Source organism: Inhella proteolytica, from assembly GCF_016093275.1.
Lineage (GTDB): Bacteria > Pseudomonadota > Gammaproteobacteria > Burkholderiales > Burkholderiaceae_C > Inhella > Inhella proteolytica.
The window spans coordinates 13,245-34,861 of record NZ_JAEDAK010000019.1 but is presented as its reverse complement, the minus strand read 5'-3'; the positions used below and the strand labels follow the sequence as shown (position 1 = coordinate 34,861).

The window sequence follows — 21,617 nt, the reverse complement described above, 5'->3', positions numbered from 1 at the left end:
AAGTGGCGAGGGGGCCCATGCTGCGCAAGCCCCCCGCGCGGTGGGCCTGCGGCGCGACGACCGCCCGCCCGGCCCGACTGAGCCGCGCCAGATCCGTACCGAAGCGCGCCGGCCAGCCGAACTCCATGTCCGCTTTCAGCGCAGTCGCGCCGCCTGGCTTTCCAGAATGGCCGCACCGTTCTGGAGTGCCCGATGTCCTACCGAATCCTGGGTCTTGACCCACAACCCTTCCTGCCTCTGTACGGCCTGCCCGAGGCCGAGCTGCAGGCACGCGGCGCCCGCCGCCTGCGCGTGACCGAACCCCACGCCGCGCCGGATCGCATCGAGCTGCGCGACGCCGAACCCGGCGAGACCGTGCTGCTGCTGAACCACTGCTACCTGGACGCCGACAGCCCCTACCGCGGCATGCATGCGATCTTCGTGCGCGAGGGCGCGACGCAGCGCTTCGAGGCCATGGGCGCGCTGCCCGATGCGATCCGCCGTCGCCTGATCTCGCTGCGCGCCTTCGATGCCGACGGGATGATGGTGGACGCCGAGGTGGCCGAGGGCACGGCGCTGGAGCCGCTGATCACGCGCTTCCTGGCCGACCCACAGGTGGCCTTTCTGCACGCGCACCACGCGCGGCGCGGCTGTTACGCGGCGCGCATCGAAAGGGCCTGACGGCGCTGCGCCCACCAGGCGCTCAGCCGGCCCCAATGCTTGTCGTGGAAGTAGTGCACGACGGTGTTGACGGCGGGCTCCACGAAAGTGATGGCCCCGGCGATCGCCAGATCGCCCGTCAGCGCATAGCTGACGCCGAAGGCGACCCCGAGGTGCAGAACGCCGAAGGAGGCGGACTTAGCCATGGCGGGCTCCTGTTCATTCAACGGGCCGCCATGATGAAGAAAGGCCGCGTCCGCGGCCAATCGAATGAGTGGATGGTGGCGATAGGCGCCGCGCCGCCGGTCTTCAGCGGCTCAGCCGCTGAGCAGGACGCGGGCCCAGCGCTGCCGGCCCGGCGCGGTCAGGCGCGGCACCAGCCACTGCGTGAGCAGGCGCTGCTGCAGGGCGCACAGGCCTACCGACAGACCCAGAACGAGCAGGTATCGCAAGGGCCATGGGCCGCGCGCCAGCTGCAGCAGTGCGATGTGCCAGAGGTAGATCCAGATGCTGTTCTGTGCACAGAAATCCAGCAGCGCGCGCCGCCGTGTGCCCTCGGGCAAGCAGGCCACCACGCGGGGTGCACTGAAGTAGAGGGCGAGCGAAACGAGCAGCGCGTAGGCCAGGTAGGGCAGCTGGGGCGGATATTTGTGCAACTGGGTGGGCTGCAAGCTGCCCAGCGTTGCCAGTTGGTAGGTAAAAACTGCCACAGCCAGCGCGCCCGCGAACCCCAGCAACAGCCGCCGGCCCAAGGCCTGCAGGCGCGGCAGGCGCAGGCCGACTGCAAACAGCGCGGCGTAGCTGAGCACTTGCACGCCCTCCCGCAGCGCCGCCAGTGCCAGACCCTGGAGCTCGGGCTGAGCCAGCAGCCAGACCGCTTGCGTCACGGCCGCGGCGACGGCGAGCTGGCCCAGGAATTGCGCATCAGAAGCGGTCGCCTGGCTCCAGCGCTGCAGCCAGGGCGCCAACAGTGCCACGCACAGGAAGACGCGCAGGATCCACAGATAGCCGATGCCGCCGATGAACAGGAAGCTCTCCAGCATTTCGGCCGCGGGGGCCGGCCCGGCGGGCCAGCGCCACAGCGCTGCAAGCGCGTAGTAGCCCAGCAGGAACAGCCAGGCCGGCAGCACCAGGCGCTGGAAGCGTGCCCAGGCATAGGCGGCAAACCCGACCCCGCTGCGCGAAGCCTGGAAGGCCAGGCCGGAGACGATGACCATCAGGGGCACATCGAAATTGCGCAACTGGAACAGCCAGGCTGGTGGCCCCACATGGGCCAGCACCACCATGAAAAGGCCCACGGCGCGCAGCCAGTCGATCTCTGCGTGTCTTGCAGTCATCCGATCTCTTCTCCTGCGGCCACCGCTCAGCGGCTCACCGCCTCCCGCATATGCCGCGCCACATACACCAGGCAGGCTGCCGTCAGCACGGCGGCGGTCAGCACGGCCGGGCCCCATTGCAGCAGGGAGATGGGTTCGCCCTTGAGCACCAGCATCATCAGCTGGTTCTGGCCCAGGCCGGGGATCCAGAAGTACCAGGGGCTGTCGCCACCGGGGTTCATGATCGAGACCATCGGTGCCAGGCTCACCAAGGTCATCACCAGCGTGGCGCTGGCCTGCGCTTCCTTGAAGGTCTTGGTGCGGATGGCCACGGCCATCAAGAGCGCACCCAGGGCGGCGCACAGCGGCAGCAGGATGAGGGCAAAGCCCGCCACCTCGCCCCAGCCGAAACGGAACATCGCGGCCAGCGCGTCGCTCTTGAGCAGCAGCTGGGCCGGTATGAAGCTCAAGCTGCACAACCCCGCCACGCCCGCCCCCAGCAGGGCCACGGCCAGCCATTTTCCGCTGACGATGCCCAGGGGCCGCGCCGGGTTCATCAGCAGCGGCTCCAGCGAACCGCGTTCGCGCTCGCCCGAGGTGCTGTCCAGTGCGGCGGTCAGGCAGCCATAGAGCACGGCCATGATGACGAACATCGGGATCATGCTGGTGATGCGCGAGGCGCGCGCGCCGGGGCTGGCGAGGTCGCGCTCGTTCAGGTCCACCGGGCGCAGCAGCTCGGGCGAGACGCCGCGCAGCATCAGGTGCAGGCCGGCGCGTTCGCGGCCGAAGCCCTCCACCAGGCGGCTGATGACGCCGCTGCCGGCGCTGGCACGCTGGTTGGCGCTGTCGGTCACCAGCTCCAGCTCGGGGCCGTCGCCGCGTGCCAGTTTGTCCTCGAAGTCGGCCGGCACCACGAGCACGGGGTCGGCCAGCTTGCTGTTGCGCAGGCGCGCCTCGTAGTCGGCCGGGGCGTCCTTCACCGTGTAGTTCTGGCGCTCCAGGTAGTTGCGCAGCGTGGGGGCGTGCTGCATGCCCTGCACCACGATCTCACGCTGCTCGGCGCGGGTCTCGAACTGGGCGATCAGGCCGCTGAGCATCATCAGCATCAGCGGGCCCATCAGCAGCGCCGGCACGGCCAGGCGCAGCAGGGTGCGGCGGTCGCGCAGGGCGTCCACCAGTTCCTTCAGGAACACGATGGCGACATGGTTCATCAGGCTCGGCGTTGTCATCACGCAGCCTCCTTTTCATTGCCGAAGGCCAGGGCCACGAAGGCGTCTTCGAAACGCTCGCAGCCGGCCTGTTGTTTGAGTTCGTCCACCGTGCCGCGCGCCACCGAACTGCCGCGCGACACCACCACCACCTCGTCGCACAGGTACTCGACCTCTTGCATGATGTGCGTGGAGAAGACGATGCACTTGCCCTGCTCGCGGGCCAGCACGCGCAGGGCTTCGCGCAAGGACCGGGTGGCCAGCACGTCCAGGCCGTTGGTGGGTTCGTCCAGCACGATGTTGGCGGGGTCGTGCACCAGGGCGCGGGCCAGCGCGGTCTTCATGCGCTCGCCCTGGCTGAAGCCCTCGGCGCGGCGGTCGATGACCTTCTTCAGGTCCAGCAGCTCGCTCAAGGCTTCGCTGCGCGCCTCGGCCTGTTCCTGGCTCAGGCCCTGCAGGCGGCCGAAGTAGACGATGTTCTCGCGGGCCGTCAGGCGCGGGTACAGGCCATGGGCGTCGCCCAGGATGCCCATGCGCGCCAGCGCCGCTTGGGGCTCGCGCAGCACGTCGATGCCATCCACCTCGATGCGGCCGGCGTCGGGCTGGAACAGGCCGGCGAGCATGCGCAGGCTGGTGGTCTTGCCCGCACCGTTGGGGCCCAGCAGGCCGGTGATGCGGCCATTGCCGGCCTGCAGGCTGACGGACTTCACGGCCTCCACCCAGCTGGCGGCGGGTTTCTTCAAGAGGGCACCGAGGCCGCTGGCCTTGGGGGCGGGCGCCTTGAAGCGCTTGGCAATCTGGTCGAGCGTGATCATGGCTTCACCTCCGCGTTCTTCTTGTCGGGCTTGGGCAGGCTGGGGTCGGGCGGCACGAAGGCCAGCGGGCGCGGCATCTTGGCGGCGCAGTCGGTCTTCACGGCCAGGGCCTCGGCCTCGGTCTTGGCGTCGATGAAGCGGTTCACCACGTCGCGCATGCAGGGCAGGCTCATCACGCCGTGGCCGGCGGCCGGCACCACCTGATGGATGGCCTTGGCGCCCAAGGCCTTGGCCACGCGCTCGCCGTGGCGCGGCGGGGTCACCGGGTCGGCGCCGCCGCTGAGCAGCAGCACCGGGCTTTGCGCCGCTGGCAGCGTGTAGAAGGCTTCGGGCACGCTGCCACGCGGCCACTGTTGGCACATGCGGCCGTAGAACTGGGCGTCGGCACGGCCGTAGTCGCGCCCCGCTGCTTCCTTCGCGTCGGCCATGCGCGGCAGGTCTTCGGCGCAGATGACCGACAGGTGCATGCCCAGGGCCAGCGCCGTCTGCCGGCCGCCCATGCTGCTGAGCAGGCCGCTGAGCGCGTTGAAGTTGCCCTCCGCGGCGCTGGCGATGGCAGCAGGCAGCGCGCTGGCAAAAGCCGGCACGTACAGCGGCCCACGCACCGCGCGCAGCACATGCTCGCGCTGCAGCACGGCCTTTTCCAGCTTGCCGGTGAGCGGGTGCTGCAGCGTCACTTCGCGCGGCAGGCCGGCCAGCAGGCGCTGCCATTGCTCGGCCAGCTTCGGGTAGGCCTTCTCGCAACCCGGCTGCTGCTCGCAGGCGGCCAGCACGGCATCCAGCGCGGCCTGGTTGTCGGGGCTGAAGGACAGGGGCAGGGCCATGTCCGGCGGGGCCAGGCCGTCCAGCACGGCGCGGCGCACCTTGGTGGGGAAGGCGCGCAGGTACTCCAGCCCGGCGCGCGTGCCGTAGCTGCCGCCGATCAGGTTCCACTGCGCCACACCCAGGGCCTCGCGCACGGCGTCCAGGTCCTGCATGGCGATGACGGTGGTGTATTGGCGCAGGTCGCCATGCGGCAGCTTCTCCAGCTCGGCGCGGCAGGCATCGGTGCGGCGGTAATTGGCCTCCAGGTCCAGGCCTTCGGCCACGGGCAGATGGCGCTCCTCCGGGCACTCCAGCGGGGCGGACTTGCCGGTGCCGCGCTGGTCCACGAACACCAGGTCGCGGCGCTGCTGCAGGCGTGCCAGGCGGCCGGTCAGCATCGGCACCAGCTTGATGGCCGACTGCCCCGGCCCGCCGGCCAGGAAGACCACCGGGTCGGGCAGCTTGTTGCGCGCCAGCGCGGGCACCACCACCACGTGGAGGTTGATGGTCTTGCCTTGCGGCTGGGTGGGGTCGAGCGGGCGCTGGAGCTGACCGCACTGCACCTCGGTAGCCACGCCGCTGAGCCGGCAGGGCTTGAGCTCGATCGTCGGGGCGGCCGCGGCCGCCAGCGGCAGGGCGCTCAGCAGGGCCGCCAGCACGGAGAGTCGTTTGAGCATGGGGGGTTTCTTGGAATGGGACGGCGCGCATTGTGTTGGCGCGCGCGCATGGCAGGCCGCGGCGGTGGGCGAATGGCGGAAGGGCCGGGCGAAAGGCGGGCGCGGCGCCATGAGTGGCGGCGGTTCCAATGTGAGCCCGACTGAGGAGACCCCATGCAAACCGTTTCGCAACTCACGCTCGAAGACGCCCGCCGCGTGGCCGACGCCGCGCGCGCCAAGGCCGTGGCCGAGGGCTGGAATGTCGTCATCGCCATCGTCGACGCCGGCGCCCACCTGATGCTGCTGGAGCGGGCCGACGGCACCCAGCTCGGCAGCGTGGAGGTGGCGCAGGCCAAGGCCCGCAGCGCCATCCTGTTCAAGCGCCCCACCAAGGCCTTCGAAGACGCGGTGCAGGGCGGCCGCACGGTGGTGCTGAACCTGTCCGGCGCCATGCCGATCGAGGGCGGGTTGCCGCTGGTGGCGGCCGACGGCCACTACCTGGGCGCCATCGGCGTGTCGGGCGTGCTGTCCGCTCAGGACGGGCAGATTGCGGCGGCCGGGGTGGCGGCGCTCTGAGCGGCTGACAGAAAGCGCATTCCCGCATGGGCTGCGGGGCTGAGGGTGGGCGGCCTATGGTGCGCGCCTTCGTTCACTCAGGAGGACCCCCATGAAGCTGTACTACGCCCCCGGCGTCTGCTCCCTCTCGCCCCACATCGTGCTGCGCGAGCTCGGCCTGCCCTTCGAGCTGGTCAAGGTCAATACCAAGACGCACCAGACGGCCGACGGCGGCGACTTCTACGCCATCAACCCCAAGGGCTCGGTGCCGGTGCTGGAGCTGGACGGCGGCGAGCGCCTCACCGAGGGCCCGGCCATCGTGCAGTACCTGGCCGACCAGCACCCCGCCAAGGGCCTGGCCCCGGCCAACGGCACACTGGCGCGTGCGCGCCTGCAGGAGTGGCTGAACTTCACCACCAGCGAACTGCACAAAGGCTTCGGGCCGCTGTTCAACCCGGCCTTCCCGGACGCCGCCAAGACCCTGATGCGCGAGCGCTTGCTCAAGCTCTTCACCTGGGTGGACACCCAGCTGGCCGGCCGCGAGTACCTGCTGGACAGCGGCTTCAGCGTGGCCGATGCCTACCTCTTCACAGTCAGCAACTGGGGCCAGCTGGTGGGCGTGGACCTGACGTCCTTGGCGAACCTGTCGGCCTACCGCGCCCGCGTGGCCGCGCGCCCGGCGGTGCAGGAGGCCATGAAGGCCGAAGGCCTCAAGGGCTGATCACACCCGAACCTTGCGCTCGATGCGCGCCAGCGTGCCGTCCAGCATCAGGGTCTTGAGTGCCGCGTCCACGCGCGGCATGAAAGTGGGCTCGGTGCGGGCCCTCGAAAAGGCCAGGTAGTTCGGGCTGTCCGAGTGGTGCTCGAAGGCCTGGCGCAGCAGCTGCTGTTCCAGGCCGAGCTGGCGCACTTCCCAGGCGCCGGCGATGGCGGTCACCACCATGCAATCGGTGCGGCCGGCGCGCAGCATGGCGGCCAGGGCGGCGATGTCCCGCCCCGGCACCAGGCGCGCGCCACCTTCCTGCGCGATCGGTGGCGGGTAGTGAAAGCCCGCCACCACGCCCAGGCGCAGGCCGCGCAGGTCGGCCAGGCTGTTGACCGCCGGCCCGCCGGGCAGGCAGTAGAAGCGGTAGTTCGCACCGCTGCGGTAGGGCGCCGACCAGAGCAGGTAGCGGTCGCGGTCGTCGCGCCGGCTGATGGTGGTGGTGAAGTCCGCGCGGCCCCACTCCAACATCAGCAGGGCGCGCTTCCAGGGCACCAGCTCCAGCTCGCAACCCAGGCCCAGGCGCGCCAGCACGGCGCGGGCGATCTCCACATCGATGCCCTCGCCGTCCGGGTGGCCCGGCGGGTTCACGAAGGGCGGATAGACGGTGTTGACCAGCTGCAGCGGCCGCGCAGCCAGGGCCGTGGCCGTGCCCGCAGGAGCTGCGGCGCCGCCGGGCGGGGCCAGCAAGGCCAGCGGCGTGGACAGAACAAGGCGGCGGTGCATGGCGGGGGCTCGGGCGGGCGGCAGCCCAGGCTAGCCCCGCCGCCCGGCGAGCGCGTCCCCAGGCCCTGCGTGCGACCAAAAAACGCAGCTTTTGGTCTCAATCACGCAGCTGGACCGGCGGTGTGGCCCGGCCTCAGAGCGGCGGCGCGTCCTCGCCCAGCAGGCGCACCTGCTTGGCCACCGGGCCGCGGTCGCCGCGTGCCAGCAGATAGCTCAGGCTGCACTGCAGGTAGAGCTGGTCGGCCGCGCAGTCCTGCAGCTCCGAGACGTGGAAGAACAGGTTGTCGCCGCCCAGCACCGGGCGGATGAAGCCGTAGCCCTTGTCGGGGAACCAGTTCACCAGCACGCCCGGGCGCTCCAGCGCGTCTTCCACCTCGGCGGGGGCCGGCGCGGGCACCGGCGCGTTGCGCGGCGGCAGGTCGGCCGGGCGCGAGAGGAAAAGGTTGTTCACCAGCGGGTCGGCGCGGCGTTCGCGCGCGTCGATCACCTTGTCCATCATCACCGGGTAGTGCACCTTGTCCAGCAGCGCGCCGGAAACCTGGGTGCGGTACTGCTTGCCCTCGCGCTCGAAGCTGAAGTCCCAGCCCAGCAGCATCACGCGCGTGCCCAGGCCGGCGAGCTTGCGCACCAGCGGCACGAAGTCGCCGTCGCCGGTCAGCAGCACCACCACGTCGTAATGCTTGAGCTGGGTCGCCTCGAAGCACTCCAGCGCCATCCAGACGTCGATGCGGCGCTCCTCGAAGCTGCCGTCGGCCAGCACCGAGACATGCTGCTGGAACAGGTTCACGTCGGCACGCAGCAGCATGTCCTCGAACAGGCGCTCGCCGAACAGCTTGTCGCGCTCCTGCGCCATCTGGGCGGTGAGCCGGCCGCGGAAGTAGCTGGCGTCGACGATCTGGCACAGGCGCGGGTCCGCGCCCTCGGCCTTGGCCACCTCGGCCACGATGAAGTCGTGCAGGCCCTTGATGGACAGCCGCGCACGGCGTTCGTGCTGGTAGAGGTAGTAGTTGGTGACCTTGTTGAAGTAGGTGCCGTCGTAGAAGACGGCGATGCGGCAGGGGGTAGGCATAGAGGCGGGAGGATGTTGCGAAGGGATGCTTGGTGCCCTGGCACTTGGGGTGCGCGAGAGGGGGCGCATTGTCGGTGGGCGGGGTTGGTTCGCTTTCGTGGGAGCCCGCAGGGGGCTTCACCCCCTGCACCCCGCCCCCCTTTTCTTTGCTGCGCCAAAGAAAAGGGGGGGGGAAAAGAAAGGCGCTCAAGAACACAGTCGCCCTAGGGGCGACCTGTGATGGCGGTGCTTGGGCTCACACTGACACGAGCCCCCATCTGACTTCGACGGTCAGGACGACGAAGGCGCCCGGAGTACCGGTCGTCCCTGGCACCCAGGACCATGGCCTCCGAGCTCCGAAGAACAGACCCCCAACCAGCGCCACGGGGTACCCAGTTGCTCGTTGGGGGTCCATTCATCGCAGAGAGCCCTTGATGGTTTGCGGTGGTCTAGTCGGCCGGTACTCCGGCCAGCTTAGCGGGCAGGTTTTCGCAGGCAGAGGAGGGCTGTGGGAGCCATGTGAACCAGCCGTGCAGTCGCGGCCGACCCTAGGTCGGCTGCGTGCATTGGCGCCTTTCTTTGCCCCGCGTTTCTTTGGCAAGACAAAGAAATGCGGGTCGGGGTTCGGGGGTGAAGCCCCCGAGGGTTCTCACGATGAGCCCACCAGCCCATCAACCCCTCACCGCGCCTGCCGCCGCCCCGCCATCTCCGCCCCCATCGCCTGCAACTGCCCGGCATCACACTGCGCCGCCGCGGCGGGGAAGGCCTGGCCCTCTTCCAGTTGGATGTGCGCGCGGTAGAGCGCGCAGAACGCCGGCCACTCGGCGCAGTCGGGGTGCTGGGCGCGCTGCACGGCGAAGAGCTGGTCGCGCAGCGGCTGCCAGGCGCCGTGCATGCGCCGGTGGTCGGCGGCGATGCGGTCGGCCAGTTCGGCCAGGCCTTGGGCGCGCAGGCGCGGCAGCACATGGCGCTCCTCGTCCTCGTGGTGGTGCGGCGCGGCGATCTCGAAGTAGCGCAGCACATCGGCCGCGGCTTGTTGGGCCTGGGTGTCGGGGCCGACCTGGGCCAGGTGCGCGGCCAGGCGTTCCAGCAGGTGCAGCATGCGCTCCACCCGCTCGTGGCAGGCGTGCAGCATCTCGAAGGGTTCGTCGAAGCCCGCGCTGGGGGAGGGGTAGAGGTTCATGCCAGCCCCGCCAGAAAGCCCAAGGGATGGCGGCTGCGCGCCACGCTGACGAGCAGGCCCACGCACAGCAGCGCGGCCGCGAAGCAGGCTGCCTTGGCCGCGCGGGTGGGCGCGCGCTTCAGCGCCAGACTGCCCAGCACGATGTAGGCCACCAGCAGGCCCAGCTTGACGGGCAGCCAGGCTTGGCTGACCTGCAGCAGCACCGCCAGGGTCACGCCCGCGGCGAGCAGCAGGGTGTCGAACAGCACGCTGGCGGCGCGCACGGCGCCGAGCATGGGCCAGCGCGCGCCGGCCAGCACGCCCAGGCCGCGCAGGGTGAACAGGGCCACGCTCAGCAGCGCCAGGCCAATGTGCGCATGGCGCAGCAGGGGATACCAACTCATGGCGGGCATTGTCCCCCCGGGTTTACCAGCGCACCTCCAGCCCCAGGCGCCAGGTGCGCGGCAGTTCCTCGTAGCTGAACAGCGGGGACTTGGCGGCCAGGCGCACATCGGTGGCGTTGTCCAGCCCGGCGCGCAGGCGCAGCTTGGGGTGCAGCTGCCAGCTGGCGTGCAGGTTGACGAGGTTGACCGTGGCCACGCGCTGCGGCGGCTGGCCGGCCACGGTGCTGGCCAGGTGCAGGCCCTGCTGGCTCTCCCAGGCCAGGCCGGCGCTCCATTGCGCGGCGCGGTAGTCGGCGCGCAGGCCGGCGGTGCGGCGGGCGCGCTTGTCCAGCCAGTTGCCCTGGCCGTCGCGGGCGCTCAGCCAGGTCTGGTGCAGCTGCAGCTGCCAGACGCCGCTGCGCCAGGCCAGCGCGGCCTCCAGGCCTTGCAGGCGGGCGCGGTCCAGGTTCTCGAACTGGTAGGTGCCGCGCAGCGGCGTGCCGCTGATCAGGCGTGGGGTGATGAGGTCGGTGATGCGGTTGCGAAAGGCCATCGCCGAGGCGCCAAACTGCGCGCCGTCCCAGGCCAGGCCGAGCTCCCAGTTGTCGTTCACCTCGGGGCGCAAATCGGCCCGGCCCAGGTAGGTGTTGGGGCCCTCGTCCTCGCGGTAGCGCGGGTCGATCTGCTTGAGCGTGGGGGCCTTGAAGCCGTGGCCGTAGCCGCCCTTCACCACCCACTCCGGCGCGGCGCGCCACACCGCGTAGACACGCGGGCTGAGCTCGCTGCCAAAGCGCTCGTGGTGGTCGGTGCGCAGGCCGGCGGTGAGCTTCAACGCGGCCAGCGGCGCGCCCTCCCACTGCGCGAACAGCGCGCGGTGTTCGGCCTCGGCCTGGCCGCCGGGCAGGCCGGCGTTGTCGAGCTGCTCGCGGCGCAGCTCGAAGCCGGTGGTGAGCTGCTGGCTGCCCCCCAGGGCGCCGTGCAGCTGGCCCTCCAGCACGCGGTCGTTCAGGGTGTTGGGGCGCAGCGAGGCCACGCCATTGGTCTTGAGGTTGCTGACGCCGAGCTCGGTGGCGTAGGCGCGCAGCTGGCTGTCCCAACCGCCCCAGTCCGCTTCCCAGGCCAGGGCGGCATGGCGGCGTTCGAGCCAGTGCAGACTTTGGTGGTAGCGGCGCTGGCCGCTGCGCTCCCGTGTGTCCAGCCAGCGTTCCTCGTCCTGGTAGCGGGCATCCAGCAGGAAGCGCTGGCCCTTCAGCGGTTCGGCCTCCAGGCGCAGCGCGGTCTCGCGCGGATGGCGGCCTTCCACGGCCGTGAGGCGCGGGTCGTCGGCACTCGGGCTGGCTTCGCGGCGGCTGTCGCTCACCGAGAGCCCGGCGCGCAGGCCCTCGAACAGCGGCAGGCGCAGGCTGGCCTGGGCGCGGTGGCCGGAGCCGCCGCGCGCCCCCTCGCGCCCTTCCAGCAGCGCCTGCGCCTGCAGCTGGTCCGGCAGCGGCTTGGTGATGACGTTGATGACGCCACCCAGGGCCTCGGCGCCGTACAGCACCGACATCGGCCCGCGCACCACCTCCACGCGCTCGATGTCCTGCGCACCGGTCCAGTCGAGCTGGAAGTCCGAGGCGCCCACCAAGCCGTCGCTGGCGGCGATGCGCTTGCCATCCACCAGGATCAGCGTGTGGCGCGGGTCCATGCCGCGCAGGGCCAGGGCCTTGCGGCCCCCGATCGGGCGGCCGAAGCTGCTCACGCCCGGTTCGGCGCGCAAGGCCTGCAGCAGGTTCTCGGTGCCGCGCTCGGCAATCTGTTCGCTGCCCAGCACCGTCATGGCGGCGGGCGCCTCGGCCAGGGGCAGGGCATGGCGGGTGGCGCTGACGACCACGACGGGCAGGGTGGTGGTCTGGGCCAGCAGGGGCGAGGTGGCCAGCAGCAGGGCGAGGGGAGTGAGGGCGAATCGCATGGTCTTTGGGTTCAAGTGGTGACCCGTAGCCTGCGCGCCGAAGGCCTGGCGGGCCTTGAAGCGCTTCAATTTCGCGTGCCGTGCGGGCCGGCCTTGCGCTGCATCAACACGCCGCCGTTTGCTCGCAAAAGTTTGAAGCGGGTCAAGGCCGCGGCGCCGCGTGCTGGTCAGCATCGGGGCCACCATGAGCAGTGTGTGCGCGGGCCTGGGACAGGCCCTTCAACAAGGCTGGCGGCAGGGTTTTCCGCTGCAGGCCTCGCCCTTCCAGGAACTGGCACGCCAGACCGGGGCGAGCCTGCGCGAGCTGCTCAGCCAATGCCAGCAGCTGCAGCGCCAGGGCGCGCTGCAGGGCCCGCGCGTGCACTGGGCCGAGCGCCTGAGCGCCTGGCGCCTGCGCGCCCGCCTGCGCTTGCCGCAAGCCGACGAAGCCGCTGCGCTGCGCCGCCTGGCCGCGCTGCCGGGCTGCACCTGGATCGAGCAGGCCGAGCCCGTGCCCGGCACCGCGCAATGCACCCTGCACTTCGAGCTGCAGGCGCGCAGCGCCGCCAGCCTGCAGGCCCAGCGCGAGCTGCTGCAGCAGGCCTGGGGCCCGGCCCTGCGCTGGCTAAGCCTGCCCGCGCCGCCCTGCCCGGTGTGTTGCTGCAGCGCCCCCGACGGCCCCTGCACCGACCCCGCGCTGGCGCAGCGCCTCGAAGGGGGGCTGCCGCTGTGCGCCCACCCCTTCCAGGCCGTGGCCGTGGAACTGGGCCGCAGCGAACGCGAGGTGCTGACCCGCCTGCGCCACTGGCAGGGCGCGGGCGATCTGCAGGCCCTGGGCCTGGCGCCGCCGCACCGCAGCCAGCACCAGCCGGTGGCCAACGCCTGGCTGCGCGAAGCGCTCACGCCGGCGCACCGCGCCACGCTGGCGCGCCACGCCGGCGTGGTGGACGTGCAGGTGCTCAGCCCCGCCGGTGAGGCCGACGCACGCCTGTGGATCAGCCTGGGCGCGCCACGCGAGCTGGCGCTGCCGCAGCTGGAGCAGCTGCTGGCGGCGGAGGGCTTGCTGGGGCTGGTGCAGGAGCGCTGGCTCGGGCTGCGCAGCGCGCCGCGGGCGCAGGCGCTGTTGTTCGCAGAGGCGGGGGGCTGAGGGCGCGAGCTTCTGTAGTTCTGTACGTGGATCGGTATAGCCCGCCGGGAATTCGTCCCGGCAGCCGAGTTCCTTTTGGCTTGACCCAAAAGGAACCAAAAGGTCAAGCCCCGATGCGCAGCCCCTTGGCGTTGCCAAGGGGTCCCCGCCGCTAGCGCCAGAGGCGCTGTCCTTCGGCAGGCACAAACAGCCCGCATGGGCTGTTTGTGTCCGGCCTCAGGTGCTCGCTTGACTGGGCCGGCCCGAAACTCGCTGCGCTCACTGCGTTCGCTCCGCTCAGACAGTCGGGCCGAGTCAGATGGGAACGCGTGCTTCGCACGCTGCCCAGCCAAGCTGCGCTTCTCGGCAGCGCATAGGGGCAGCAGCCAACAGCCGAACAGCCAGGAAGCGGCGCAACGGTTGAAGCTTGGGCTGTTCGGTATTCGGCTGTTGGCTGTTTGGCAGCCTCCCCTATGCCAAGCCGAGGAGCACAGAAGAGCGGGCCCGCGCGCGTCAGCGCGCCTCGTGTTCTGACTTGGCGCAACTGTCTGAACGGAGTGAGCTCCGCGAACGCAGTGAGTTTTGCGCCTGGGCCCGCTCTTCGCGCACCGCAGGGCACCCCAGCCGCAGGCAGGGGCGTAGGCATCGGGGTCGCCTTTCTTTTGGTTCCTTTTCTTTGGCGAAGCAAAGCATAGGAACTCGGGTGCAGGGGTGAAGCCCCTGCGGGCTGTGGATCAAGCGCTCAGCCCGCCTGGTAATTCGCCAACTGCTGCGGATCCAGGATGTGGATGTCGCGCCGGTCCACGCGGATCAGGCCGCCGTCTTCCAGCTCGCGCAGCACGCGCGAGAAATACTCGGGCGTGAGCGACAGGCGCGAGGCCAGCGTGGCCTTGCTGACCGGCAGCGACACCACCAGCTCGGCCTCCTCATCGCCGGCACCGCGCAGCAGGTAGCCGATGACGCGCTGGATGCCCGACTGCAGCGCATAGGCCTGCACATCGGCCACCAGGCCATGCAGGCGCCGGCTCAGGCCCGCCAGCATGCGCATGGCGAACTTGGGGTCGGCCTCCAGCTCGTCCAGCACCGCCTGGCGCGGCACGCTCAGCAAGGTGGTGTCGGCCAGGGCCTGGGCATTCACCAGGCAGGGCTTGCCCAGGAACATCAGGGCCTCGGCAAAGCTGCCGCCAGGGCCGATCAGCTCGATCACCTTTTCGTTGCCGTTCGGCGCGATGACATACAGCCGCACCTGGCCCACCACGGTGATCCAGAAGTTCTCGCAGGGGTCGCCGACATGGAAGACCATGGCGCCGCGCTCCAGCCGGCGCAGCTGGCAACTGGCGGCCAGGCGCTCCAGCGCCACCGGCTCGATGGCGCTGAACAGCGGCTGGCGGCCCAGAAAGCGCGGGATGTCAAAGGGGCGGGCTTCAAGCATGGCGGGGGCTGCGGCGGTTACAAGCTGCATGTTCAAGCCTGCAGCGGTGGGTGGGCTTGACGCCGGTCAAACCCGTCCGGCTTCGCCCCCCGCCGGGCCGGCAGGCTTTGCATCCAGCGGCCCAGTTCCGCACACTCAGCCCATGCGCACCCTCCATCACCTGCTGGCTGCGGCCCTGCTGCTGCCGGCCGCCGCCCTGGCCGATTCGGCCAGCCTGCAAGCCCTGGCCCAGGCGCGCGACCCGCAGCGCTACGCCACGGCCGTGCAGCTCGGCACCGAGATCCGCGCCACCAGCGACAACAAGTCCTTCACGATGTGGTGGCAGCCCAGCGGCTGGAGCGGCAAGGCCGGCGTCATCGTGCCGCTGAGCGGGCATGACGGCTGGGCGCACGAGGGCATCGTGCTCTGGCAGCCCTATGCGCAGAAGTACGGCTACGCCATCCTCGCCCTGCAATGGTGGTTCGGTGCCGGCGAGGGCATCGACGACTACTACCGCCCCGAGGCCATGTACCCGCTGCTCGCCAGCCAGCTGCAGGCCAAGGCCGTGCGCACCGGCTCGGTGTTCTTCAACGGCTTCTCGCGCGGCTCGGCCAACAGCTACGCCATGGTGGCGCTGGACCGCCAGGCCGGCAGCGGCCAGCGCTACTTCGGCCTGGTGCTGTCGAACGCCGGCGGGGTGGCCGCCAACTACCCGCCCAACCAGCAGATCGTGGCCGGCGCCTATGGCCCCCAACCCTTTGCCGGCATGGCCTGGGCGATGTACTGCGGGCGCAAGGACCCCGACCCCAGCGTCAACGGCTGCCCCGGCATGGAGGCCGCGCGCAGCTGGGTCACGGGCTACGGTGCCCAGGTGCAGCTCTTCATCGACGACCCCAATGGCGACCATGGCGGCTTCATGCTCAACAGCGCCAACGTCGAGGCGGCGCTGGCCGCCTATGCCGGCGTGCTGGCCCGCAGTTCATCAAGCTTCGGCAACGCCGAGACCGACTGCCTGCTGAACTGGGGCGAGGAGCAATACCCCAGCCTGCTCACGCCGCGCCGCGCGGCCTCCCAGCGGGCGGCGCCCTACTACTACCGCGCCTACAGCGGCAGCGGCAGTTATGTCGGCGTGTCGGCCACGGACCAGCATCTGTACTTCCTTGACGCCAAAGGCGTGATGAGCGATCTCGGCCTGGCCGCCGTGTGGTCGCAGCAGGCGGGTTGCCGCTAGGCGGCACCCGGCCCTGCGTACGATCCCGCGCCATGGAAGAGCTGGCATTCGACGACCTGCGCCTGTTCGCACGCCTGGCCGCACTGGGCACCCTGACGGCCCTGGCGCGCGAGCGCGAGGTGCCGGTGAGCCAGATCTCGCGCTCGCTCACGCGCATCGAGCAGGCCTGCGGCGCCAAGCTCGTGCACCGCTCCACCCAGGGCCTGAGCCTGACGCCCGAGGGCGAAAGCTTTCTGGCCCATGGCCAGCGCATCCACCAGGCGCTGGAGGCCCTGCAGTCCGAGTTCGCCGACCGCAGCGGCCGCGTGCGTGGCCTGGTGCGCGTCACCGCCAGCACCCTGGTGGCACGGCACCTCGTCATCCCCAGCCTGGGCGCGCTGGCCGAGCGCCACCCCGAGCTGCAGGTGGATGTGGTGGTCTCCGACCGCGAGCTGGACCTGGTGCGCGAAGGCATCGACATCGCGCTGCGCTCCAGCAGCAGCCCGCCCGAGGCCATGGTGGCGCGGCCCCTGGGCCCGCTGCGCCGCGCGCTCTACGCCGCGCCCAGTTATGCCGAGCGCTTCGGCCTGCCCGCGCACCCGGACGAGTTGGCGGAACACCGCCTCATCACCAACAGCGCCGCCCCGCACCTGAACCAATGGCCCTTCGTCATCGCCGGCCAGCGCGTGCAGCGCGCGGTGCAGGGCCATTGGCAGAGTGGCGATGCCAGCCTGCTGGCCGAGATGGTGCTGCAGGGTCTGGGCATCGGGCGGCTGTCCACCCTGGTGGGCGCCGAGCTGCTGACCAACCGCCAACGCCTGCTGCCCGTGCTGCCCGAGTTCGTCGAGCCGCAGCAGCTCACCCTCTACGCGCTGTACGCGCGGCCGCGCCAGCGCAGCGCCAAGCTGAAGGCTTGCGTGGAGCATTGGGAGGGGTGGTTTGGGCGGGAGTTGGGGCTGGGAGGAGCGGCCTGAGCCTGCAACTGTGCGATGCCTCAGATCAATCCGGGTCGGTGCGATGAAGGGCCTTGGGTTGTACTAGCAAGAGCCCGCCGGGATGTCGTCCCGGCAGCCGACCTACTTTCTTGCTCGTGCAAGAAAGTAGGCAAAGAACACGCGCCCGCTCCACTGTCCCCGGCCTGCGGCCGGGGATTCCCTGCGCTGCTCGCGCCTTGGGGCTGCAGGGCGGAACGCACTGCGTTCGCTTCGCTCACTCCGTTTGAACGGCCGCCCTGGGCCAGAAGTGGATGCGCGCTGCGCGCGCGCCCCAAGCCGCTGTGTTGCTCGGCAGCTACGAAGGGCGAGCAGCCAACAGCCGAACAGCCAGCAGCCGGGAAACGGTGCAAGGGTTGAAGTCCGGGCTGTTCGGTATTCGGCTGTTGGCTGTTTGGCTGCTGCCCCTATGCAGGTGCCGAGCAGCACAGAAATGCTGGGCGGCGTGCGGCACGCACGCCCACCCAACTGACTCGGCCCAACTGTCTGAGCGGAGTGAGCGAAGCGAACGCAGCGAGTTTTGGGCCGGCCCAGCATTTCGCGCAGCGCAGGGGACCCGGCCGCAGGCCGGGCGCCGGAATCGGGGCCGTGTTCTTTGCTTCCTTTCTTGCACGAGCAAGAAAGGGAGTCGGCTGCCGGGACGAAATCCCGGCGGGCTCTTGCCAGTGCCGCCAGACAGCCTTACCGCTGTACTGCTCTCATTGCTGATGTTTTTCGTCGGCAATCTCGAGGCATCCGCTGCCGAAGAAGATGCACTTCAGCGCCTCTTGGAGAGCGTCCCACTCATCAGCAGAGAGCTGAAAGCCTATGGACAGATGCTTGATGCCACCAAGCGCGATGGCCATTTCGGGCCGAAAGGTCAACTCAGCCAGGCCGCGCTTGAGGGTGAACTTCGCCACACCACCATAGCCAGAACGCTCCTGACCGCACCACTCGACGTAATAGGTGTTCATGCCAAGTTCGACGTCCTGCTCATCCTCCTCAAAGGAACGCTGAAGCATGAGATACGTCTTGGTGTCCCGTTCATGGTCCGCGAAGCCAACCAGGTGGCATTCACCATCTGGATGCCGGTTCACCACGCACGAGGCTTGGAATGCAAACACTGTCATGCCAAAGGGCCCTCAATCAGATCGATGCCGAGCGCTACTCAGAATTTGGGCACCAGTTCAGGGCACCCGCGTGGGTATGAGCGTCACAGGGCAAGCATTGCTGGCTTGCAGCGCCTGGTCCGCACAGACCTCACCGATCACTCCGAATCACCTCCCCACCCCGCACCACGCACCCCAGCTTCCGCCCATCCGCCGCCAGCAACCCGATGTCGCGCAGCGGGTCGCCATCCACCACGATCAGGTCGGCCTGTGCGCCCACCTGTACGCAGCCGATCTGGCCCTGCATCAGCATCATCTCGGCCGCCGTGCTGGTGGCCTGGCGCAGCAGTTCCAGCGGCGTGAACACCTGGCCGCGCAGCGTGAACTCGCGGCATTGCTGGGTGTAGGTGCTGCCCAGCAGGTCGGTGCCGAACACCACCTTGACGCCAGCGCTGCGCATCAGGTCCAGGCCGGAGATGGCCTGCTGAGCCACCAGCTCGACCTTCTCCTGGCTCTGCGCCGGAAAGCCGAGCTCGCGGCCCATTTCCACCAGGGCGTGAATGATGACCATCGTCGGCACGATGTAGGCGCCGCGCGCGGCGACGAAGGCGGCGGTCTCCGCGTCGATCAGGGTGCCGTGCTCGATGGCACGCACGCCGTACTCGACGCAGCGGCGCACCGCGCTGGCCGGGTGGCAGTGGGCGGCGGCATAGCTGCGGCGTGCCTCGCATTCGCCCACGATGGCGCGGATCTCGTCCTCGCGGTACTGGTTCATCCAGATCGGGTCGGTGGGTGAGGCCACGCCGCCCGAGCCCATCAGCTTGATGCAATGCGCGCCCTGGCGCAGCTGCTCGCGCGCCTGCTTCAGGCACTCGTCCACGCCATCGGCCATCACCGAGAACATATTGGCCTCGACGCAGGCGCAGGCCGGTGCGTAGCGCGGCGTCTGCTCGATCTGGCGCATGTCGCCATGGCCGCCGGTCATCGAGAGGATCTTGCCGGCATAGTGGAAATGCGGGGCGCGGAACAGGCCGTCGGCGGCGGCCTTGTAGAGCGAGTAGTTGCCGCCGCCGATGTCGCGCACGGTGGTGAAGCCGCAGTCCAGCGCGTGGCCGAGCATGCGCACCGCATGCGCCGTGCGGTAGGCCTCGCCCACCGCCTCGATGCGCGCCACCGCCACGTCGCTGGCGAAGGCGTGCACATGGGCGTCGATCAGGCCCGGCATCAGCGTGCGGCCGGCGACGTCGATGACACGGGTGCCTTCGGGGGCCTGCAGCGGCTGGGCGGAGATCTCCTGGATGCGGCCATCGGCCACGCGCAGCCACTGGCCCTCGGCGCAGTCGGCGCTGGTGCCGTCAAAGATGCGGGCGTTCTTGAACAGCAGGGAATGCATGGTCGGGCGCTCCTGGGTGGGGTGGCGCAGCGTAGCTGCCCGGCGCCGCTGTGGCGCGGCCGCATTGACTTGCGCCGCTTTGCCCCCATTTGCGCCATGCTGGCGTGCCCGGCGGCCTGTTGCCCGCCCTGCCGACGGGTTGGTGTTCGGGCCTGAGCCTGTGCGCCCCTCCGCAACCTGAAGCCTCTCTTCCCATGCCCCTGGTCGCGCTGATCTGTGCACTGCTCGTGGTGGCCACCACGCTGATCCACTACGAGGCTCTGCGGGCCCTCAATTACGGCTTGCCGACGCTGCGCATCGCGGGCCGGCTGAAGCTGGTGGTCGTCATCCTTGTCGCCTTCGTTGCGCATGCGGCGGAAATGCTGCTGTACGCCATCGCGTTCTACGGCCTGGTGGTCTGGCTGGGTGCCGGTGAGCTGAGCGGCAACACCCCGTTCAGCTTCGCGAACTGCCTGTACTTCTCCGCCGAGACCTATACCTCGCTGGGCTTTGGCGACTTGGCGCCGGTGGGGGCGGTGAGGTTGCTGGCGGGCATCGAGGCGCTCAATGGCCTGCTGCTGATCGGCTGGTCGGCTTCCTTCACCTACCTGGCCATGGAGCGCTTCTGGGGCCCCGGCTCGCAGTAGGGCTCACCAGACAATCCGCGGAAAGGATCCCCGCGCATGACATCAACCCGCCCTGCTCTCTCCAACTTGGCGCTGCAGCAGGTGCCTTACAGCGCGGCCTGGCTGGATGCCTTGATTCCCATGTGGCGTGCCAGCTTCGAAGCGGGCGTCGGGGTGACGGACCCCCATCCGCTCCAGGAGCAGCGGCAGTTTTTCCTGGACGCGGTGCTGCCCCAGTACGAAGTGCAACTGGCCTTGTCGGCCGGGCAGCTGGTCGGCTTCATCGCGGCGTCGGCGGAGTCGGTCAATCAGCTCTATGTGCGGGTGGATTGCCAGCGTCTGGGCGTGGGCAGCCTCCTGCTGGATTGGGCGAAGGCGCAATCCGCCGGCAGCCTGTGGCTGTACACCTTCCAGCAAAACGCCGTCGCCCGCGCGTTCTACGAGCGCCATGGCTTCGAGGTGCTGGAAGAGGGCTTCGAGCCCACATGGGGGCTCAAGGACCTGAAGTACGGGTGGCGTCGCAGCACGGGCCCGGCCGCTCAGGCCTGTCCCTGATCCCCCTGCGCCACGAAGGCCGGCCGCTGCGCCAAGCGCGCCAGATAGGCCTGCACCGCCGGCAGCTCGGCATGCGCCATGGGCGCGCGCTGCCAGCGCAGCGCGGAAACGCCCAGCACCACATCGGCCAGCGTGAACTCGGCGCCCAGCACGAAGGCGCCGCTGCGCGCCAGCTGGGCGTCCAGGATGGCCATCTGGCGGTTCCAGCTGGCCACGCCGGCCTGCAAGGCCTCCGGCGCCGTGGGCTGGCCGCGCACCAGGGCCATGAAGGGCACGCGCCAGCTGGTGTTCAGGTCGGTGGCCTGCCAGTCCATCCACTGCTCCACGCGGGCGCGTGCCTGCGGTTCTTGCGGGAGCAGGCGGCCGGCGCCGTACTGTGCGGCCAGGTAGCGGCAAATGCTGTTGCTCTCCCAGAGCGTGAAGTCGCCATCCACCAGCACGGGTATTTGAGCGTTCGGATTCAGCGCCAAGAAGGCCGGCTCCTGGGGCGAGCGGAAGCCCGCGCCCCAGTCCTCGCGCTCGAAGGGCAGCTCCAGCTCGGCGCAAGTCCACAGCACCTTGCGCACATTGATGGAGGACACACGGCCAAGAATCTTCAACACGTCAGCTCCCGGTTTGAACCAGAGGGAAGGCGGCAGCCAGCAGGCTCAGGCCCAGGCCGCCCATGATGAGGGCGCTGCCGCGCGCGAGCCAGCGGCTGGCGCGTTGGTAGGCGGCGCGCACGGCGGGCATGGAGAGGCCCCGCGCCAGCAGCAGGTACCAGGCGGCGCAGGTCAGCGTGACCAGCAGCACGGCGGCAGCCAGGCCGGCTGCGCCGGCGTCGGCGGGCAACACGGCCACGAACACGCTGGCAAAGAACAGGGCGGCCTTCACATTGCCCAGATTGGTAAGCAGGCCGCGCGCAAAGGCCCGGCCGCGGCTGAGCGGCGCGGCCGGCTGGCCTGGCGTGCGCAGGCCGCTGCGCCACAGCCCGCGCGCCAGGTGCAACAGGTAGAGCCCACCACCCAGCTGCAGCGCCAGGCGCAGCGCCGGCAGGGCCTGCAGGGCACTGCCCAGGCCCAGTGCGGCGGTGCTGGCCCACAGCCCTGCGCCGGCTGCCACGCCCAGGCCGGCCCAGCGCGCGCTGCGCGCCTGGCCGCTGGCCGCCAGCTGGCTCACCAGCAACTGGTTGACGCCCGGGCTGAGCATCAGCGCCACGTAGAGCAGCCAGAGGGTCAGCAGGGAGGCGAGCATGG

At 70.1% G+C, this 21,617-nt stretch carries 23 protein-coding genes; 8 read left to right on the top strand and 15 right to left on the bottom strand.

The genetic code is table 11. The features are described from left to right. Positions 1 to 192 precede the first annotated feature (192 nt). A complete protein-coding gene (locus tag I7X39_RS20130) occupies positions 193 to 660 on the top strand; it encodes a DUF1203 domain-containing protein (RefSeq protein ID WP_198112975.1) in 468 nt (155 codons plus the stop codon). Here I7X39_RS20130 and I7X39_RS20125 read toward each other — a convergent pair. The 5 genes from I7X39_RS20125 to I7X39_RS20105 form a co-directional block, all read right to left on the bottom strand. Further along, positions 633 to 845, bottom strand: a complete 213-nt coding sequence (locus I7X39_RS20125; RefSeq protein WP_198112974.1) for a DUF2061 domain-containing protein — start codon at positions 843 to 845, stop codon at positions 633 to 635. The two genes, I7X39_RS20130 and I7X39_RS20125, sit on opposite strands and share 28 nt — an antisense overlap. A 111-nt stretch (positions 846 to 956) precedes the next feature. Further along, positions 957 to 1,976, bottom strand: a complete 1,020-nt coding sequence (locus I7X39_RS20120; RefSeq protein WP_198112973.1) for an acyltransferase family protein — start codon at positions 1,974 to 1,976, stop codon at positions 957 to 959. A 26-nt stretch (positions 1,977 to 2,002) separates the two neighbouring features. Further along, positions 2,003 to 3,184 (bottom strand): ABC transporter permease, encoded by a 1,182-nt coding sequence (locus I7X39_RS20115; protein ID WP_232352083.1) that lies wholly within the window; start codon positions 3,182 to 3,184, stop codon positions 2,003 to 2,005. Continuing rightward, on the bottom strand, positions 3,184 to 3,978 hold the full coding sequence (locus tag I7X39_RS20110; protein WP_198112972.1) for an ABC transporter ATP-binding protein: 795 nt from the start codon (positions 3,976 to 3,978) through the stop codon (positions 3,184 to 3,186). Before I7X39_RS20110 ends, I7X39_RS20115 begins: the two co-directional genes overlap by 1 nt. Continuing rightward, positions 3,975 to 5,459: an alpha/beta fold hydrolase gene (locus tag I7X39_RS20105; protein ID WP_198112971.1), complete on the bottom strand. Its 1,485-nt coding sequence runs from the start codon at positions 5,457 to 5,459 to the stop codon at positions 3,975 to 3,977. The genes I7X39_RS20110 and I7X39_RS20105 overlap by 4 nt, the downstream gene beginning before the upstream one ends. 153 nt (positions 5,460 to 5,612) lie before the next feature. On the opposite strand from I7X39_RS20105, the gene I7X39_RS20100 reads away from it, so the two are divergent. Both I7X39_RS20100 and gstA read left to right on the top strand, forming a co-directional pair. Then, on the top strand, positions 5,613 to 6,014 hold the full coding sequence (locus I7X39_RS20100) for a GlcG/HbpS family heme-binding protein (RefSeq protein ID WP_198112970.1): 402 nt from the start codon (positions 5,613 to 5,615) through the stop codon (positions 6,012 to 6,014). A 91-nt stretch (positions 6,015 to 6,105) separates the two neighbouring features. After that, a complete protein-coding gene (gene gstA, locus I7X39_RS20095; RefSeq protein WP_198112969.1) occupies positions 6,106 to 6,714 on the top strand; it encodes a glutathione transferase GstA in 609 nt (202 codons plus the stop codon). Here gstA and I7X39_RS20090 read toward each other — a convergent pair whose 3' ends face one another. From I7X39_RS20090 to I7X39_RS20070, 5 genes are all read right to left on the bottom strand, one after another. Beyond that, positions 6,715 to 7,482: a substrate-binding periplasmic protein gene (locus tag I7X39_RS20090; protein ID WP_198112968.1), complete on the bottom strand. Its 768-nt coding sequence runs from the start codon at positions 7,480 to 7,482 to the stop codon at positions 6,715 to 6,717. Between the two features lie 133 nt (positions 7,483 to 7,615). Then, entirely contained in the window at positions 7,616 to 8,551 is a 936-nt protein-coding gene (locus I7X39_RS20085; protein ID WP_198112967.1) for an NYN domain-containing protein, read from the bottom strand. Between the two features lie 658 nt (positions 8,552 to 9,209). After that, entirely contained in the window at positions 9,210 to 9,713 is a 504-nt protein-coding gene (locus tag I7X39_RS20080; protein ID WP_198112966.1) for a hemerythrin domain-containing protein, read from the bottom strand. Continuing rightward, on the bottom strand, positions 9,710 to 10,096 hold the full coding sequence (locus I7X39_RS20075; RefSeq protein ID WP_232352082.1) for a SirB2 family protein: 387 nt from the start codon (positions 10,094 to 10,096) through the stop codon (positions 9,710 to 9,712). Before I7X39_RS20075 ends, I7X39_RS20080 begins: the two co-directional genes overlap by 4 nt. A gap of 22 nt (positions 10,097 to 10,118) precedes the next feature. Next, the gene (locus I7X39_RS20070) at positions 10,119 to 12,023 is read right to left on the bottom strand and encodes a TonB-dependent receptor plug domain-containing protein (protein ID WP_198112964.1); all 1,905 of its coding nucleotides are present in this window, start codon (positions 12,021 to 12,023) and stop codon (positions 10,119 to 10,121) included. A 184-nt stretch (positions 12,024 to 12,207) separates the two neighbouring features. Between I7X39_RS20070 and I7X39_RS20065 the strand changes: the two genes are divergently transcribed. After that, a complete protein-coding gene (locus I7X39_RS20065; protein WP_198112963.1) occupies positions 12,208 to 13,149 on the top strand; it encodes a hypothetical protein in 942 nt (313 codons plus the stop codon). 721 nt (positions 13,150 to 13,870) lie between these two features. On the opposite strand, the gene I7X39_RS20060 is transcribed toward I7X39_RS20065, so the two are convergent. Next, entirely contained in the window at positions 13,871 to 14,560 is a 690-nt protein-coding gene (locus tag I7X39_RS20060) for a Crp/Fnr family transcriptional regulator (RefSeq protein WP_198112962.1), read from the bottom strand. Positions 14,561 to 14,702: 142 nt separating this feature from the next. On the opposite strand from I7X39_RS20060, the gene I7X39_RS20055 reads away from it, so the two are divergent. Both I7X39_RS20055 and I7X39_RS20050 read left to right on the top strand, forming a co-directional pair. Continuing rightward, entirely contained in the window at positions 14,703 to 15,770 is a 1,068-nt protein-coding gene (locus I7X39_RS20055) for a hypothetical protein (protein WP_198112961.1), read from the top strand. 32 nt (positions 15,771 to 15,802) lie between these two features. After that, complete coding sequence (locus I7X39_RS20050) at positions 15,803 to 16,723, top strand: LysR family transcriptional regulator (RefSeq protein WP_198112960.1); 921 nt, start codon at positions 15,803 to 15,805, stop codon at positions 16,721 to 16,723. Between the two features lie 716 nt (positions 16,724 to 17,439). On the opposite strand, the gene I7X39_RS20045 is transcribed toward I7X39_RS20050, so the two are convergent. Continuing rightward, positions 17,440 to 17,850 (bottom strand): Imm10 family immunity protein, encoded by a 411-nt coding sequence (locus tag I7X39_RS20045; protein WP_198112959.1) that lies wholly within the window; start codon positions 17,848 to 17,850, stop codon positions 17,440 to 17,442. 130 nt (positions 17,851 to 17,980) lie between these two features. Next, the gene (locus I7X39_RS20040; RefSeq protein WP_198112958.1) at positions 17,981 to 19,222 is read right to left on the bottom strand and encodes a metal-dependent hydrolase family protein; all 1,242 of its coding nucleotides are present in this window, start codon (positions 19,220 to 19,222) and stop codon (positions 17,981 to 17,983) included. 194 nt (positions 19,223 to 19,416) lie between these two features. Here I7X39_RS20040 and I7X39_RS20035 point away from each other — a divergent pair, with 194 nt between their 5' ends. Continuing rightward, positions 19,417 to 19,848 (top strand): potassium channel family protein, encoded by a 432-nt coding sequence (locus I7X39_RS20035; RefSeq protein ID WP_198112957.1) that lies wholly within the window; start codon positions 19,417 to 19,419, stop codon positions 19,846 to 19,848. Positions 19,849 to 19,884: 36 nt separating this feature from the next. After that, positions 19,885 to 20,382: a GNAT family N-acetyltransferase gene (locus I7X39_RS20030; protein ID WP_198112956.1), complete on the top strand. Its 498-nt coding sequence runs from the start codon at positions 19,885 to 19,887 to the stop codon at positions 20,380 to 20,382. Here I7X39_RS20030 and I7X39_RS20025 read toward each other — a convergent pair. Beyond that, a complete protein-coding gene (locus I7X39_RS20025) occupies positions 20,367 to 20,984 on the bottom strand; it encodes a glutathione S-transferase family protein (RefSeq protein ID WP_198112955.1) in 618 nt (205 codons plus the stop codon). The genes I7X39_RS20030 and I7X39_RS20025 overlap by 16 nt on opposite strands. 1 nt (position 20,985) lies before the next feature. After that, the gene (locus I7X39_RS20020) at positions 20,986 to 21,615 is read right to left on the bottom strand and encodes a LysE family transporter (RefSeq protein WP_198112954.1); all 630 of its coding nucleotides are present in this window, start codon (positions 21,613 to 21,615) and stop codon (positions 20,986 to 20,988) included. Positions 21,616 to 21,617 lie beyond the last annotated feature (2 nt).